Below are 18,156 nucleotides of genomic sequence, written 5' to 3'. Positions count from 1 at the left end.
AACTCGCCGACCGACCCGGTCCGGATCGGCCGGGTCGACCACGACCAGACCGGCTACGTCCTCGACGACCGGCTGCGGCCCGTGCCCGCCGGGGTGCCCGGCGAGCTGTACCTGGGCGGGGCCGGCCTGGCGCGCGGCTACCTGGGCCAGCCGGGCCTGTCGGCGGGCCGGTTCGTCGCGGACCCGTTCGGCGCGCCCGGCGCGCGGATGTACCGCACCGGCGACGTGGTCGCCTGGACCCTCGACGGCGAGCTGGACTTCCAGGGCCGGGTCGACGACCAGGTCAAGATCCGGGGCTTCCGGATCGAACTCGGCGAGATCGAGACCGCCCTGCTGTCGCACCCGACCGTGGACCGCGCGGCCGTGGTGGTCCGCGAGGACGCCCCCGGCGTGAAGCAGCTCGTCGGCTACGTCGTCGGCTCCGGCCCGGTCGACCCGGAGGCGCTGCGCGCGCACGTCGCCACCCAGGTGCCGGAGTACATGGTGCCGGTGGCGGTGCTCGCCCTGGACACGCTGCCCCTGTCGAGCAGCGGCAAGGTGGACCGGGCCGCGCTGCCCGCCCCGGACTTCGCGGCGGCGGTCACGGCGCGGGCGGCCGAGAACTCGGTGCAGGAACTCCTGTGCGGACTGTTCGCCGACGTGCTCGGCCTGCCCACGGTCGGCCTGGACGACAGTTTCTTCGCCCTGGGCGGGGACAGCATCGTCTCCATCCAGCTGGTCGCCCGGGCCCGGGCCGCCGGCCTGCGGATCACCCCGCGCCAGGTGTTCACGGCCAAGACGGTCGCGGACCTGGCCGAGGTCGTGGAGTTCGAGGCCGACGCGGCCCCGGCGGGGGAGCCGGAGGGCACGGCGCTCGGCACGGTCCCGGTCACGCCTGTCGTGGCCTGGTTCCGCGACATCGCCGGCCCCACGGACCGGTTCCACCAGGCGGTCCTGCTCCGGGTGCCGACCGACCTGACCCGCGCCACCCTGGCCGCCGGCCTGCGCACCGTCCTCGACACCCACGACCTCCTGCGCTCCTACTGGACCGGCGAGGCCCTGGAGGTGTCGGCGACGGGCACCCCCGCCACCGACGACGTCCTGCGCGTGGTGGCCGGCACCGACCCGGACCTGATCCGCGCCGAGCACGAGGCGGCCGTGGGCCGGCTGGCGCCCCGCGACGGCATCATGGTGCAGGCCGTCTGGTTCGACCCCGGACTGCTGCTGCTCGTCGCGCACCACCTGGTGGTCGACGGCGTGTCCTGGCGGGTGCTCGTCCCGGACCTCGCGGCGGCCGTCGCCGGTGGCCGGCCGGCACGGGCCGGCACGTCGTTCCGGGGCTGGGCGCGCCAGCTCACCGCGACCGCCGCCACCCGGCGGGGCACCGAACTGGACTACTGGCGCGGCGTCCTCGACGGCTGGCCGGAGACCCCGCTCGGCGGCCGGCCGCTGGACCCGGCCCGCGACACCGTGCAGGGCCAGCGGCACGTGACCGTCCGGCTCGGGACGGGCGACACAAACCCGCTGCTCACCACCGTCCCGGAGGCCTTCCACGCCGGGGTGCAGGACGTCCTGCTCACCGGCCTGGCCCTCGCCCTGGCGGGCTGGCGGCACGGCAACCCCGGCGGCACCCTGGTCAAGCTGGAGGGCCACGGCCGCGAGGAACAGGTCGTGCCCGGCGTGGACCTGTCGCGCACGGTCGGCTGGTTCACCACCGAGTACCCGGTGCGGCTGGATCCCGGGCCGGTCGACGTGGCCTCGGCGGTGCGCGGCGGCCCCGGTGCCGGCGACGCGCTCAAACGGATCAAGGAGACCCTCCGCGCGGTCCCCGACGCCGGGCTGGGCTACGGCCTGCTCCGGTACGTCGACCCCGACTCCGCCGCCCAACTCGCCAAGTACGCCGCCCCGCAGCTCCTGTTCAACTACCTGGGCCGGTTCGCGGTCGGCGACGACGGGGCCGGGCCGTGGGTGGCCGTGCCGGAGAGCGCGGACCTGCCCGACGCCGGGGACCCGACCATGCCGCTCGGCACGGCGCTGGAGGTCAACGCGACCACCCTCGACGGCCCGGACGGCCCCGTGCTGGAGGCCCGGTGGTCGTACCCGTCGGGCCTGTTGACGGAGGCCGACGTGCGCGAGCTGGCCGACGGCTGGTTCGCGGCCCTGCGCGGCCTCACCCTGCACACCGGCTCCGGCGACGCCGGCGGCCACACCCCCTCGGACCTCGCCCTGGTCACCCTGAGCCAGGACGAGATCGACGAGTTCGAAGACGAATGGAGACTGTCGTGAGCGCCCGGTCCGGCCTGCGGGACATCCTGCCCCTCTCGCCGTTGCAGGAGGGCCTGTTCTTCATGTCCTCCTACGACGACGCCGAGCAGCTCGACGTGTACACCGTGCAGCAGGTGATCCGGCTCGCCGGTCCCGTGGACCCGGCCCGGCTGCGCGCCGCCGCCGAGGCCCTGCTGCGCCGGCACCCGAACCTGCGCGCGGCGTTCCGGCAGCGCAAGAACGGCAACCCGGTGGCGCTCGTCCCGCACGAGGTGGACCTGCCGTGGACCGAGGTCGACCTGTCCACCCTGGACGGTGCCGCCCAGGAGGCCGAGGAGGCCCGGCTGGCCGCCGCCGAGCGCGCGGAGCGGTTCGACCTGGGCCGCCCGCCCCTGCTGCGCTGGACCCTGCTGCTGCGCGGCCCCGACGCGGCCACCCTGGTCCTGACCAGCCACCACCTGCTCCTCGACGGCTGGTCCTCGCCGCTGCTGGTCCGCGACCTGCTCGCCCTGTACACCAACGGGGCCGACGAGTCCGCCCTGCCCCGGGTCCGCCCGTACCGCGACTACCTGGTCTGGCTCGCCCAGCAGGACGGCCCGACGGCCCTGGCAGCCTGGCGCGGTGCGCTGGCGGGTCTGGCCGAGCCGACCCTGTTCGCCCCCGGCGGCCCGACCGCCGCCGCGTTGCCGCACCGCGCGCACCTGGCCCTGTCCGAGGAGCTGACGGCCCGCCTGGTCGAGCTGGGGCGCGGGCTGGGCGTCACGGTGAACACCGTGGTGCAGGCCGCCTGGGGGCTGCTGCTGGCCCGCCTCACCGGCCGGACGGACGTGGTGTTCGGTTCCACGGTGTCCGGCCGGCCGGCGACCCTGCCGGGTGTCGAGGACATGGTCGGCCTGTTCATCAACACGCTGCCCGTCCGGGTCCGGCTCGACCCGGCGGAGACCTGGGCGGAGCTGCTGGGCCGGTTGCAGGGCGAACAGGCCGCGCTGCTGGAGCACCAGCACGTCCGGTTGGCCGACGTGCAGCGCCAGGTGGGTCTGGGCACGCTGTTCGACTCGCTGATCGTGTTCGAGAGCTACCCGATGGACTCCGACGCGCTCGACGCCAGCCAGGACGCCGCCGGGCTGCGGGTCTCCGAGGTCGTCGGGCACGACGCGACCCACTACCCGCTGACCCTGACTGTGCTGCCGGACCGGGCGATCAGCTTCGAGGTGGAGTACCACGAAGGGGCGTTCGGGGCCGACGGCGCGCGCCGGGTCCTGGACCGGCTCGGTGCGCTGCTCACCGGCCTGGCGGCGGACCCGCACCGGCGGATCGGTGCCACCGACGTGCTGCTGCCGGGGGAGCGTTCCCTCCTCTCGGGTCCCGAGCTCGCCGTGCCCGACGGGAACCTGATCGACGTCCTGCGCCGCCAGGCCGCCGCGACCCCCGACGCGACGGCCGTGGTCTGCGCGGGCGACGCCCTGACCTTCGCGGAACTCCTCGACCGCGTCGACGGACTCGCCCGCGCCCTGGTCGCCGCCGGCGTCACCCCCGAATCCCCGGTGGCCGTGCTGCTGCCCCGCTCGGTGGACTCCGTGGTGGCCTGGCTGGCGGCCCTCGCCAGCGGCGGCGCGCACCTGCCCGTGGACGCCGACTACCCGGCCGCCCGGATCGACGCGATGCTCGCCGACGCGGCCCCGGCCGTGCTGGTCAGTACCCCTGAGCTGCGCCGCGCCGGCCCGGTCCACGTCCTCCCCGACGCGACCGGCACCGCGGACCTGCCGACCGTGCACCCCGCCTCGGCCGCCTACGTCATCTACACCTCCGGCTCGACCGGCACACCCAAGGGCGTCGTCGTCGAGCACCGCCAGCTCACCCACTATCTCGCGCACGTCCGGTCCGCGCTCGTCGGGCCGCTGGCCGGCGACCGGACCCGCCGGGTCGCCCTGAGCGCCTCGCTGTCGTTCGACACCTCCTGGGAGACGCTGCTGTGGCTGTTCGCCGGCCACGAGCTGCACCTGCTGGACGAAGAGACCCGCAAAGACCCGGACCTCTTCACCGGGTACGTGGCCACCCACGGCATCGACGTCCTGGACCTGACGCCCTCGTTCGCGGTGGCCATGGTCGACGCGGGGCTCCTCGACGGGCCCGGCGCGCCCGGCCTCCTGCTGCTCGGCGGCGAGGCCACCGGTCCGGCCCTGTGGACCCGGGTCCGCGACGCCCCCGGCACGGTCGGCGTCAACCTGTACGGGCCCACCGAGTGCACCGTGGACACCCTGATGGCCCACCTGGCCGACAGCCCGGAGCCCCTGGTCGGCGCGCCGATCGCCAACACCCGCGCGTACGTCCTCGACGCGCACCTGCTGCCCGTGCCGGCGGGGGTGCCCGGGGAGCTGTACCTGGCCGGCGCGCAGCTCGGCCGTGGCTACCTGGGCCGGCCCGGACTGACGGCCGGCCGGTTCGTCGCCGACCCGGCCGGCCCGCCCGGCGCCCGGATGTACCGCACCGGCGACCTCGTCCGGCACACCGACGACGGCCGGCTGGACTTCCTCGGCCGCACCGACGACCAGGTCAAGGTCCGCGGCCACCGGATCGAACCCGGCGAGGTCGAGGCCGTGCTCGCCGCCGACCCCGAGGTCACCCGGGCCGTGGTGACCGTCCGCGAGGACACCCCCGGGCTGCGCCGCCTCGTCGGGTACGTGACCGGCACCGCCGATCCCGCCGCCCTGCGGGACCGGGTCGCCCGGGTGCTGCCCGAGCACCTGGTACCCGCCGCGATCGTGGTCCTCGACGCCGTGCCGCTGACCGTGGCCGGCAAGGTCGACCGGGCGGCGCTGCCGGCACCCGAGTTCGCGTCCGGCGGGGGCGCGCAGCCGCGTACCCCCCTGGAGAAGGTGCTCTGCGAGGTCTGCGCCGAGGCGCTCGGCCTGCCCTCGATCGGCGTGGACGACAGTTTCTTCGCGCTCGGCGGCGACAGCATCGTGTCCATCCAGTTCGTCGCCCGGGCCCGCGCCGCCGGGGTGCGGATCACCCCGCGCCAGGTGTTCGAACGCCGCACCGTCGCCGCGCTCGCCGACGTGGCCGCGTTCCTCGACACCGCCGCCCCGGCCCGCGCCGAACCGGCCGACGCCCACGGGGACGTGCCGGTCACGCCCGTGCTCGCCTCGTTCGCCGCCTCGGGCGCGCCGCTGGCCGGGTACACCCAGAGCATGGTCCTGCGGGTGCCCGCCGACCTGAACCCGGCCGCGCTCGCCGCCGCCACCCAGGCGCTGCTCGACCGGCACGACCTGCTCCGGGCGCGGTGGACCGACGGCCGGCTCGTCGTGCCCGCCGCCGGCCCGCGCGCCACCACCCTGCTGCGCCGGGTGAACGCCGCCGGCCTGCACCTCGACGCGTGCGTGGCCACCGAGGTCCGCGACGCCGCCGCCCGGCTCGACCCGGCCGCCGGCACCATGGTCCAGGTCGTCTGGTGCGACGCCGGACCGCGCCCCGGCCGACTCGTCCTCGTCGCGCACCACCTCGTGGTCGACGGCGTGTCCTGGCGGATCCTGGTGCCCGACCTCGCCGGGGCCTACGAGGCCGCCGCCGCCGGCAAGGAACCCACCCTGGCCCCCGTCGGCACGTCGTTCCGGCGCTGGGCCCGCGACCTGGCCGCCGCGGCCGCCGCCCGGGAGACCGAACTGCCGCTGTGGCGCGCCCTGCTCGCCGGCCCCGACCGGCAGCTCGGCACCCGCCCGGTGGACCCGGCCCGCGACACCGTCGCCAGCACGGCCACCGTCACCGTCGAACTGGCCCCCGGACACACCGCGCCCCTGCTCACCCGGGTCCCCGAGGCCTTCCACGCGGGCGTGCAGGACGTGCTGCTCACCGGCCTGGCCCGGGCCCTGCGGAACCGCACCGGCGGCCCCGCGCTGATCGAACTCGAGGGCCACGGCCGGGAGGAACACCTCGTGCCCGGCGCGGACCTGTCGCGCACCGTCGGCTGGTTCACCACCGAGTACCCCGTCCGGCTCGACCCCGGCGCCGGCGACCTCGCCTCGGCCGTCAAGCGGGTCAAGGAACAGCTCCGGGCCGTCCCCGACGCCGGGATCGGCTACGGCCTGCTCCGGCACCTGAACCCCGCCACCGCCGCCGAACTCGCCGCCCTGCCCGAACCGCAGGTGCTGTTCAACTACCTCGGCCGGTTCGGCACCGGGGACGAACCCGAGGCCGACTGGACCCCGGTCGGCGGGCTCGGCGGCGACGTCGACCCGACCACCCCCGCCGCCCGGGTACTGGAGATCAACGCCTCCGTCCTCGACGGCCCCGACGGCCCCCGGCTCACCGCCACCCTGTCCTACCCCGACGGGGTCCTCACCGGGGCCGACGTCCGCGCGCTCGCCGCCGACTGGCTCGCCGCCCTGGCGGAGCTCTCGGCACTCACCACCGGCGGGCGCACCCCGTCCGACCTGCCCCTCGTCGACCTGGGCCAGGCCGAGATCGAGGCCCTCGAACGCGGCACCCCCGACCTCGCCGACGTGTGGCCCCTGTCGCCGTTGCAGGCCGGGCTGTTCTTCCTCACCTCCTACGACACCGACAGCGTCGACCCGTACGTCGTGCAGCAGACCCTCGACCTCGCCGGGCCCGTCGACGCCGGACGGCTGCGCGCCGCCGCCCAGGCGCTCCTCGACCGGCACCCCAACCTGCGCGCCGGCTTCCACCAGCGCGCCGACGGCCGGCCCGTGCAGGTCATCCCCGCGCACACCCCCGTCGGCTGGGCCGAACGCGACCTCAGCCACCTGCCCGCTCCCGAACGGGACGCCGCGCTGCGCCGGCTCACCGCCGAGGACCTCGGCACCCGGTTCGACGTCGACCGGCCGCCCCTGCTGCGTTTCCTCCTCGTCAAGCTCGCCGACGACCGGCACCAGCTGGTCATGACGAACCACCACCTGCTCCTCGACGGCTGGTCCACCCCGCTCGCCGTCCGGGACCTGCTCAGCCTGTACGGCGGCGCGACCCTGCCCCGGGTCCGCCCGTACCGCGACCACCTCGCCTGGCTCGCCGGCATCGACCCGGCCGCCTCCGAGGCCGCGTGGCGCGAGGCCCTCGCCGGCCTGGAGGAGCCCACCCTGGTCGCGGGCGGGGCCAACTCCGCCGCCGAGGCCCGCCCCGGACACGTCGACGTGGCTCTGGACCCGGCCGTCGCCGACCGGCTGACCGCCTGGGCCCGGCACCGGGGCGTCACCCTCAACACCGTCACCCAGACCGTGTGGGCGGTACTCCTCGGCCGGCTCACCGGCCGCGACGACGTGGTCTTCGGCTCCACCGTCTCCGGCCGCCCCGCGCACCTGTCCGGCGTCGAGGACATGGTCGGGTTCTTCATCAACACCGTCCCCGTGCGGGTCCGGACCCGCACGGCCGACACCTGGGCGGACCTCGTCGGCCGGGTGCAGGCCGAACAGGCCGCGCTCCTCGACCACCAGCACGTCGGACTCGGCGACACCCAGCGGATCGCCGGCCTGGGCGAACTGTTCGACACGCTGACCCTGTTCGAGAGCTACCCGTTGGACGAGGAGGCCCTCGACGACTCGCAGGCCGCCGCCGGACTGCGGGTCACCGGGGTCGACGGCGACGACGCGCCGCACTACCCGCTGACGCTCACCGTCGCCCCGGGCGAGGAACTGCGGTTCGGGCTCGCGTACCGGCGCGACCTCTTCACCGACGAACGGGCCGCGACCCTGCTGGACCGGGTCGTCCGGCTCGTCACCGAGCTGGCCGACCGGCCCGACGCGGTCGTCGCGCACACCGACATCGTGGACGCGGCCGAACGCGACCGGCTGCTGGCGGCCGGCGCCGGGGCCGCGCGCCCGGTGTCCGGGGACACCCTGGTGACCCTGTTCGACCGGCAGGTCGAGGCGACCCCGGACGCGACCGCCCTGGTCACCGATGGGGAGCGGGTGTCCTACCGGGACCTCGCGCGCAGGGTCGGAAGCCTCGCGCACGTGCTCCGGGAGCGCGGCGTGCGGCCCGGGGACATCGTCGCCGTGGCGGTGCCGAGGTCCGTCGATCTGGTCGTGGCGCTCTACGCGGTCCAGCGGGCCGGGGCGGCCTACCTGCCGGTGGACACCGAACTCCCGGCGGCCCGGATCGGGATGCTGGTCGCGGACTCGGGGGCCACGGTGGTGGTGACGACCGGGGAACTGGCGGCGGCATCCGCCCCGGCCCCGACACCCGGGGCACCCGCCACCGGAACCCCCGTCCTGGTCCTGGACGACCCCGCGACCGTGGCGGCACTCGCCGTGGCCCCCGCCACGCCCGCCGTCGCGCTGCCCGCCGACGCCCCCGCCTACGTGATCTACACCTCCGGCTCCACCGGCCGCCCCAAGGGCGTGGTCGTCGGCCACCGCGCGATCGTCAACCGGCTGTCCTGGACCCAGGCCGAGTACGGGCTCACGCCCGGGGAGCGGGTGCTCCAGAAGACGCCGGCCAGCTTCGACGTGTCCGTGTGGGAGTTCTTCTGGCCCCTGGTCACCGGCGCCACCCTGGTCCTCGCCCGACCGGACGGCCACCGCGACCCCGGCTACCTCGCCGACCTGATCCGCCGGCACCAGGTGGGCACCGTCCACTTCGTACCGTCGATGCTGCGGGCCTTCCTCGCGGTACCCGACCAGGTCGCCGGGCTCGGGCTGCGCCGGGTGCTGTGCAGCGGGGAGGGCCTGCCCGCCGACCTCGCGGCCGAGGCGGAACGGGTGCTCGGCACCGACGTGCACAACCTGTACGGGCCCACCGAGGCGGCCGTGGACGTCAGCTACCGGCCGGCGCGCCCCGTGCCCGCCGAGGGGCTGGTGCCGATCGGCCGGCCGGTGTGGAACACGGGACTCCTGATCCTCGACCAGCACCTGCGCCCGCTGCCGGCCGGCGTCGAGGGCGAGCTGTACCTGACCGGGGTGCAGCTGGCGCACGGCTACCTGAACCGGCCGGGCCTGACGGCGGAACGGTTCGTGGCCAATCCGTTCGGCACCGGAACGGGCGGCACCCCGGACACGACCGGCACCGGAAGCCGCGAGACCGCGACCGGCGCCGGAAACGGCGGGACCGCGACCGCCGCCGGATCCGGCGACACCCCTGACCTGGCCGCCCCCGGCTCCCGGATGTACCGCACCGGCGACCGCGCCCGCTGGAACGCCGCCGGCGAGGTCGAGTACCTGGGCCGGTCCGACGACCAGGTCAAGGTGCGCGGCATCCGGATCGAACCGGGCGAGGCGGAGGCCGCCCTGGCCGGGTGCCCCGGCGTCGCGCACGCCGTCGTGCTGGCCCGCCGGGACGCCGGGGCGACGGACGCGACCCTCGTGGGGTACGTGGTGCCGTCCGGTCCCGTACCCGAAGAGGAGGCTCTCCGGACCCACCTGGCCGCGACCCTGCCCGACCACCTGGTGCCGACGGCCTTCGTGTTCCTGACCGCCCTGCCGGTGACCGCTAACGGCAAACTGGACCGCCGCGCCCTACCCGCACCCGACTTCGCCGCCCGGGCGGGTTCCGACGAACCCCGCGACGACACGGAACGGCTCCTGGCCGGCCTGTTCGCCGAGGTGCTCGGCGTGCCGGCCGTCGGCGTGCGCGACAGCTTCTTCCGGCTCGGCGGCGACAGCATCATGTCCATCCAGCTCGTCGCCCGGGCCCGGGCCGCCGGCCTGCGGATCACCCCGCGCGAGATCTTCGACCGGCGCACCGTCGCCGACCTCGCCCGGGTGGCCACCGCCCTGGCGGCCCCGACCGCCGAACCGGCCGACGCCGGCCTCGGCCCGGTGCCGTCGACCCCGGTGATCGCCGCGCACACCACGGCCCCGTTCGACCGGCTGAGCCAGTCCACCCAGCTGACCCTGCCCGTCGGGATCGGCGCGTCCGACCTGGCCGCCGTGCTGCGCCGGATCGTCGACCACCACGACCTGCTCCGGTCCCGGTGGACCGCCGACGGCCTGGAGGTGCGGCCCCCGGGGACGGTCGACGTGCCGCTGCGCCGGGTCGACACGGCGGGCCTGGCCCCCGACCGGCTCCGGGACCTCGCCGACCGGGAGACCTCCGACGCCGTGGCCCGGCTCGCCCCGAGGGCCGGCGCGATGGTCCAGGCCGTCTGGTGCGACGCCGGACCCGACGTCGCCGGCCGGCTGATCCTCGCCGTGCACCACCTCGCCGTCGACGGGGTGTCCTGGCGGATCCTCGGCCCCGACCTGGCCGCCGCCTGGGACCAGGTCACCGGCGCGGGCCCCGGCCCGGCGCCCGTCGGCACCTCGTTCCGCGGCTGGGCCCGGGGCCTGGCCGCCGCCGCGACCAGCCCCGCGCGGGTCGCCGAACTCGACCACTGGCGCGACACGCTCACCGGCCCGGCCGCGTACGCCGACCGGCGGCCCGACCCGGCCCGCGACACCCTCGACACCGTCGTCGGAGTCAGCCGCCGGCTCGACGCGCACCGGACCGCGCCCCTGCTCGGGGCCGTGCCCGACCGGTTCCACACCGGGGTCCGCGAGGTCGTGCTCACCGGCCTCGCCCTGGCCGCCGGGGACCACGTCCTCGTCGAACTGGAGGGCCACGGCCGGGAGGAGGCCGCCGTCGCCGGGGCAGACCTGTCCCGCACGGTCGGCTGGTTCACGTCGGAGTACCCGGTGCGGTTCGCCGTGGACGGCGCCGACCCGGGGGCCGCGCTGCGGCACGTCAAGGAACGGCTGCGCGCCGCCCCCGACTCCGGGATCGGCTACGGCCTGCTGCGCTGGCTCAACCCGGCCACGGCCAGCGTGCTCGCCCCGTTGCCGACGCCGCCGATCCTGTTCAACTACCTGGGCCGGTTCGACGGCGCCGGGGACGCCGACGACGCGCCGTGGACCCCGGTCCGCGAGTCCGAGGTGTTCGGGGGCGACGCCGACGGGTCCGCGCCCGCCCGGCACGCGTTCAGCGCCGAGGTGACCGTCGTGCCGGGTGCGGACGGGCCGGAACTGGTGCTCGCGCTGTCGTACCCGTCGCGTCTGGTTTCCGGGACCGAGGCCGGTGACCTCGCCGACCGGTGGGTCGCGGCGCTCGGCACCCTGGTGGGGGCGGCCGGCGGACACTCCCCGTCGGACTTCGCGCTGGTCGACCTCACCCAGGCGGAGGTCACCGGGCTGGAGGCGGCCCACCCCGACCTGGTCGACATCGTGCCGCTGACCCCGTTGCAGCGCGGCCTGCACTTCCTGTCCTCGCTCGGCGACGGCGCCGACGTGTACCTGGTGCAGCAGCGCCTCGACCTCGACGGCCCCCTGGACGCCACCCGGCTGCGGGCCGCCGCCCAGGGCCTGCTCGACCGGCACCCCAACCTGCGCGCCGGCTTCACCCAGACCGCCGACGGCACCGTCGTGTCCGTGGTCCCCGCGACCGCCGCCGTCCCGTGGACGGAACACGACCTGACCCACCTCGCGCCCGACGCGCGGGCGCTCGCGGTCGAGGCGGTCGCCGACGCGGAGTTCGGCCGGCCCTTCGACCTCGCGGCGCCGCCCCTGCTCCGGTGCGTGCTGCTCCGGCTCGGCCCCGACCGGGCCCAACTGGTGCTGACCCAGCACCACCTGCTGGTCGACGGCTGGTCCGGGCCGTTGGTGGCGGCGGAACTCCTCTCCGGGTACGGCGGCGCGCCCGCCCCCCGGCCCCGCCCCTACCGGGACTTCCTCACCTGGCTGTCCACCCAGGACACCGCGGCGGCCGGCCGGGCGTGGTCCGCCGCCCTCGACGGGGCAGAGCCGACCCTGCTCGCCCCGGCCCGTCCCGGCACCGGCGTCGTGCCCGCCGAGGTGTCGACGGCCCTGCCCACCGGCACCGCCGACCTGGCCCGCTCCCTCGGCCTGACCGTGAACACCCTGGTCCAGGGCCTGTGGGGCCTGCTCCTGGCCCGGCTCACCAACCGGAACGACGTCGTGTTCGGCGCCACCGTCTCCGGCCGACCGGCGGACCTCGCCGGGGCCGGGGACATGATCGGCCTGTTCATCAACACGGTGCCGGTCCGGGTCCGGCTCGCGGCGGGGGAGACCTGGCGGCAGTACCTCGACGGCATCCAGTCCGCCCAGGCCGGCCTCCTCGAACACCACCACCTCGGGCTCGCCGACATCCAGCGGGAGCACGGCGCGCTGTTCGACACCCTCTTGGTGTTCGAGAGCTACCCGGTCGACGAGGACCTGCTCGCCGAGGGCCAGCGCGCCGCCGGCCTGCGGCTGTCCGGGGTGACCGGCCGCGACGCCACCCACTACCCGCTGACCCTGGTCGCGGTCGAGGACGAGGGGGTGCACGTCACCCTGGAGTACCGGCCCGACCTGTACGACGCGCCCGCCGCCCGCACCCTGCTCGACCGGCTCGTGGGCCTGGCCACCCGGCTGGCCGCCGACCCGGACGCGCCCCTGGACGCGGTCGACGCCCTCACCGCCGAGGAGCGCCCCCGGATCCACGGCGCGGGCCCGGTGCTGCCCGTCCGGCCCGTCACCGTCGGGGCGCTCGTCGCCGAGCACGCGGCGGCCACCCCGGACGCGGGCGCCCTGGTCTGCGGGGACACCCGGCTCACCTACGCCGAACTGGACTCGGCGGCCAACCGGCTCGCGGGTCTGCTGGTCGCGGCGGGCGTGACCTGCGAATCCCGGGTCGGGCTCGTGCTGCCCCGGGGTGTGGAGATCGTCACCGCGATCCTGGCGGTCCTCAAGGCCGGCGGCGCGTACGTCCCCGTCGACCCGGACTACCCGGCCGAGCGGATCGCGTTCCTGCTCGCCGACACCGCGCCGGCCGTTGTGGTCACGGACCGCGAGCACGCGCACGCCGTACCCGCCGGGCTGCGCACCCTCGTCCTCGACGACCCGGAGACCGCGCGCGCCCGGGCCGCCGCCCCCGACGTGGCCCCGGCGGCGCCCCGGCCCGACAACGCCGCGTACGTCATCCACACCTCCGGCTCCACCGGCCAGCCCAAGGGCGTCGTCGTCGCGCACCGCAACCTGGTGAACCTGTTCGGCAGCCACGACCGGTCCATCCTCGGCCCCGCCGTGGCGGCCCGGGGCGGCCGGCCGCTGCGGATCGCGCACAACTGGTCCTTCTCGTTCGACGCGTCCTGGCAGCCGCTGCTCGCGCTGCTCGGCGGGCACGAACTGCACCTGGTGACGGGGGAGACCCGCAAGGACCCCGGGCTGTTGGTCGGGTTGCTGCGCGACCGGGGGATCGACATGGTCGAGGTGGCGCCGTCGCACCTGGAGCAGCTGATCGACGCAGGCCTGTTCACCTCGGCCGGTGCGGAGGGCAGCGCGGAGTCGGCCGGTCACGGCGGTGGCTCCGGGGCCGACCCAGGCGGGCTGTCCACGTCCGGCGGTGCTGCGGCCAGCGACAACGCGGCAACCGGTGCCCCGGGGATCGGCGGCGGCGAGACCTGCGGCCTGGCCGTCCTCGGCGTCGGCGGCGAGGCCGTCCCCACCCGGCTGTGGGACCGGCTCCGGGCCCTCACCGGCACCGAGGCGTACAACTTCTACGGCCCCACCGAGTGCACCGTCGACACCGTCGTGCAACGGGTCCGCGAGGCCGACCGGCCCCTGATCGGCCACCCCGTCGCCAACACCGGCCTGCACGTCCTCGACGACGGCCTGCGCCCCGTCCCGCCCGGCACCGCCGGGGAGCTGTACCTCAGCGGGGCGGCCCTCGCCCGGGGCTACGCCGGCCAGCCCGGCCTGACCGCGACCCGGTTCGTGGCCAGCCCGTTCGCGCCCGGCGCCCGGATGTACCGCACCGGCGACCTGGTCCGCCAGACCCCCGACGGCCGGATCGACTACCTGGGCCGCGCCGACGACCAGGTGAAGGTGCGCGGCTTCCGGATCGAACCCGGCGAGGTCGAGGCGGCGCTCACCGCGCGCCCCGACATCGCCCGGGCTGCCGTCGACGTGCGCGAGGACACCCCCGGCGTGCGCCGGCTCGTCGGGTACGTGGTGCCCGAGGCCGGCCACGCGCCCGACCCGGCGACCGTCCGCGCGGAACTGGCCGCCGTCCTGCCCGGACACCTCGTCCCGGCGGCCGTGGTCTGCCTGCCGGCCCTGCCGGTGACCGCCAACGGCAAGCTCGACCGCTCCGCGCTGCCCCGGCCGGACCTCGCGGGCCTGGCCGCCGGGCGGGAACCGGCGGGCCCCGCCGAGGCCGCGTGGTGTGCCGCGTTCGCCGAGGTGCTGGACCTGCCCGGGGTCGGGGCCGACACCGGCTTCTTCGACCTCGGCGGCGACAGCCTCGCGGCGATGCGGCTGGTCACCGCGGCCCGGCGGCACGGCCTGACCCTGCGGCTGCGCGACCTGTTCGAGCTGCGCACCCCGGCTGCCCTGGCCGGCGCGACCGGATCAGCGCCTGCTCCGACCGGATCTCCGGTGTCCGCGCCCGCCGCGACCGGGTCCACGGCGACCGCCGTCGGGTCCACCGTGGCCACGTCCGCATCAGCCCCCACCACCCGGCTCCCCGACTCTGGAGACACCGCATGACGAGCGCCACCCGGCTCCTGCTCTGGTCCGCCCGCCGCTCCTGGCCCGGCGTCACCGCGTCGGCGGTCTGCGGCCTCGGCTACCAGGCCGGTCTGATCCTGCTGCCCTGGTGCCTGCAGCACGCCATCGACGACGGGGTCAAACCCCAGGACCAGTCGGCGGTACTGCGCTGGGCCCTCGTCGGCCTCGCCGTCTCCCTGCTCCTCGTGGTCGCCGAGACCGGGCTGCGCTGGTGGGCGGCGCTCGCGGCCAACGCCACGGGCAACCGGCTCGTCGGGCGGCTGCTGGACACGGTGCTCGGCCTGGACCGGGCGGCCGCCGGCCGGTACCCGGTGGGTGACCTCGTCGACCGGGGCACCCGGGACGTGGCCACGGTGGCCGAGTTCCTCCGGGTGATCCCGTCCCTGGTCAGCGGCGTGATCGGCTTCTGCGTCGTGGTGGTCGTGATCGGGAGCCTGGACCCGATGCTCGCCGTGACCGGCCTGGCCACGCTGCCCCTGCTGGTGGCCGTGAACCTGTGGTACCCGCGCCGGTTCGCCCGGGCCAACGAGGAGGTGTCCGCCGCGCACGGCGCCCGGGCCACCGCCGTCGAGGACCTGCTGTCGGCGAGCGTGGCGGTGCGCGGCATCGGCGGGGAGGGCGTGCTGATCGCCCGGCACCACGAACGCAGCGCCGACCTGACGGCCCGCACCCTGACCCTGTCGCGGGTCGCGGCGGGCTGGTCGGCGCACGCCCCGTTCGTCCCGTGGCTGGCCACCGGTGTCGGGGTCGCGGTCGGCGGGCTGGCGGTGCTCGACGGCCGGTTCTCCATCGGCGGGCTGGTCGCGTTCGCCAGCTGGATGATGCTGCTCGCCCGGCAGGTCATGGTGCTCACCGACCGGTTCCGGCAGGTCGGGCAGGCGTACACGTCGGCGGGCCGGATCGCCGAGGTGCTCGACACCGTCCCGACCCTGTCGACCCCGGCGGACCCGGTCGCCCTGCCGCGCACCGGCGACCTGGTCCTGACCGGACTCGGCGTCACCCTGCCCGACCGCGCGCCGCTGACCTGGCCGGACCTGACGATCGCGGCGGGGGAGTTCGTCGCCGTCACCGGGTCGGTCGGGTCCGGCAAGTCCACCCTGCTGCGCCTGCTCGCCCGGTTGCAGGACCCGACCGTCGGCACCGTCACCTACGGCGGCGTGGACCTGCGGACGGCCGACCTGGACGACCTGCGGTCCCGGATCACCCTCGTCGCCCAGCGGCCCGCGCTGCTGTCGGGCACCATCGCCGAGAACCTCCGCCTGGGCCGCGACGCGCTGACAGATGAGGACCTGCTGGCCGCGTGCGGGACCGCGTCCGTGGACGGGCACGTCACCGGGCTGCCGGACGGCCTCGACACCGACGTCGGGGAACGCGGCTCGGCCCTGTCCGGCGGCCAGCTCCAGCGGCTCGCGCTCGCCCGGGGCCTGCTGCGCGGGGCGTCCGTGCTGCTCCTGGACGACGTGACCGCCGCCGTGGACGCCGGTACCGAGGAACGGATCGCCGCCCGGCTGCGGGCCCTGGCCCCGGCCGCCACCATCATCGCCGTCACGTCCCGACCGGCCCTGGCCGGGCACGCCGACCGGGTCGTCGACCTGGGCGCCGGGGCGATGGCGTCCGCCGCACCGACCGGAGGCTCCCGTGGCTGACATCCGCATGCTCGCCGACCTGCCCGAACAGGCCCGGGTGGCCCGCCGGATCTGGCCGTACCTGCGCCCGCACCGGGGCGCGCTGGGCCTGGCCGTCGCGGTCAGCCTGCTGTCCACGCTGGCCCTGACCCTGGTGCCGGCCGCGATCGGGACCGCCGTGGACCGGATCGAGGCCAGGGACCGCGACGGCCTGATCTGGTACTCGGCGGCCGTCATCGTGCTCGTCGTCGCCCGGATGCTCCTGCTCCGCCAGGCCGAGATCCTGCTGACCCGCGCCGGCGAACGCGTGGTCCGCGACCTGCGCGAACGGGCCGTGGAACGCCTCGGACGGGCCCCGCTGCGGTTCGTGGAGGCGCACCGCGACGGCGACCTGCTCCAGCGCGGCACGGTGGAGATCGCCGAGGTGGCCACGTTCTTCCGGGCCCAGGTGCCGGACCTGCTGTCCCTGTGCGGGTACCTGCTGTTCAGCACCGTCATGCTCGTCGGCTACTCCTGGCAGCTCTTCCTCCTCGTCCTCGTCGTGTTCGGCGGCCCGATGTTCGTGCTGGGCAGGCTGTTCCGCCGGGCCGCCGACCGGGTGTTCCCGGCCGAGGCCACCGCCGAGGCGACGGTCGCCGGCACCCTCCAGGAGGGGCTGGGCGCGCGCGAACAGCTCCAGGTCGCGGGGGCGACCCGGGTGTGGAGCGCGCGGCTGCGCCGGGACACCGACGCGTACCACCGGGCGGTGCGGGCCACCCAGCGCGCGGTCAGCTGGGTCGAGGGCACCTGGTTGGTGCAGGGCGCGGCCACGGCCGTACTCCTCGTCGTCGGGGCCTATCTGGTCGCGGGCGGTGACCTGCGGGTCGGGGTGGTGGTGGTGTTCCTGCTCGCCACCCGGGACCTGTTCGGCGCGGTCGACGACCTGACCTACGTGGCCGGCGAGCTGGTCGAGACCCGGGTCGGCCTGGCCCGGCTGCTGGACCTCCTGGAGGCCGCCGCGCCGCCCGAGGGCCGCCCGGCCGGCACCCCGACCCCGGGCTCCGGCGGCCTGGAGGCGCACGACATCGCCTTCGGCTACCACGACGACCTGCCCGTGCTGCACGGCCTGACGCTGGCCTTCGCCCGGGGCGAGCACGCCGGCCTGGTGGGCGAGACCGGCTCGGGCAAGACGACCCTGGCGAAGATCCTGTGCGGGCTGTACGCCCCCGACCGGGGCACGGTCCGCTACGCAGGGGTCGACCTGGCCGACCTGGCGCCGGACGAACTGCGCCGCCGGATCGTGCTGATCCCGCAGCAGGTGCACATGATCAGCGGCACGCTCGCCGACAACCTGGCCCTGACCCCCGGCGACCCGGACCGCGCGGCGATGCGCCGGGCCGTCGACCGCCTGGGCCTCGACGGCTGGGTGGCCGGCCTGCCCGCCGGCCTGGACACGGACCTGGGCGCGCGCGGCGAGAGCTTCTCGGCCGGCGAACGCCAGCTCGTCGGCCTGCTCCGCGCGGCGCTGATCGACCCGGAGGTGCTGGTCCTCGACGAGGCGACCGCCGACATCGACGCCCGGACCGCGACCGCCCTGGAGACGGCCATCGGGGTGCTGCACCGGGACCGCACGATGATCGTGATCGCGCACCGGCCGACGACCATCGAGCGGCTGCCCCGCACGGTCGCGCTGGCCGCCGGCCGCCTGGTGCCGGCCCGGTAGTCGCGAACGGGCCTGCCGTCATCAAGAACGCGGGGGCGCGGACGGCACCAGCCGCCGCGCCCCCGCGTTGCGGTGTCGAAGCCGAGGACCGCCCTGG

Annotated in this window: 4 protein-coding genes (1 of these 4 cut by a window edge); all 4 read left to right on the top strand. The window is 76.4% G+C overall.

The annotated features are described in order from the left end of the window. Tightly spaced (each overlapping or abutting the next), the 4 genes in view from AB0M43_RS09825 to AB0M43_RS09810 form a layout consistent with a single transcriptional unit that may run on beyond the window. Window positions 1-2,265, top strand: partial view of an amino acid adenylation domain-containing protein gene (locus tag AB0M43_RS09825; RefSeq protein WP_363722879.1) — the 3' portion only. Its footprint begins 14,373 nt before the window's first position; the window shows 2,265 of its 16,638 coding nt (coding positions 14,374-16,638); its start codon lies off the left edge, out of view; its stop codon occupies window positions 2,263-2,265. Continuing rightward, window positions 2,262-14,711, top strand: coding sequence for an amino acid adenylation domain-containing protein (locus tag AB0M43_RS09820; RefSeq protein WP_363722877.1), 12,450 nt, complete (start codon window positions 2,262-2,264; stop codon window positions 14,709-14,711). The genes AB0M43_RS09825 and AB0M43_RS09820 overlap by 4 nt, the downstream gene beginning before the upstream one ends. Further along, a complete protein-coding gene (locus AB0M43_RS09815) occupies window positions 14,708-16,378 on the top strand; it encodes an ABC transporter ATP-binding protein (protein WP_363722875.1) in 1,671 nt (556 codons plus the stop codon). The genes AB0M43_RS09820 and AB0M43_RS09815 overlap by 4 nt, the downstream gene beginning before the upstream one ends. Then, entirely contained in the window at window positions 16,371-18,059 is a 1,689-nt protein-coding gene (locus AB0M43_RS09810; protein WP_363722873.1) for an ABC transporter ATP-binding protein, read from the top strand. The genes AB0M43_RS09815 and AB0M43_RS09810 overlap by 8 nt, the downstream gene beginning before the upstream one ends. Window positions 18,060-18,156 lie beyond the last annotated feature (97 nt).

It is taken from the genome of Longispora sp. NPDC051575, from assembly GCF_040681875.1.
Lineage (GTDB): Bacteria > Actinomycetota > Actinomycetes > Mycobacteriales > Micromonosporaceae > Longispora.
This window is presented reverse-complemented; position numbering and strand designations above follow the sequence as displayed.

Coding starts and splice junctions, on each gene's coding strand:
- AB0M43_RS09815 (WP_363722875.1), top strand. CDS start 14,708: ATGACGAGCGCCACCCGGCTCCTGCTCTGGTCCGCCCGCCGCTCCTGG.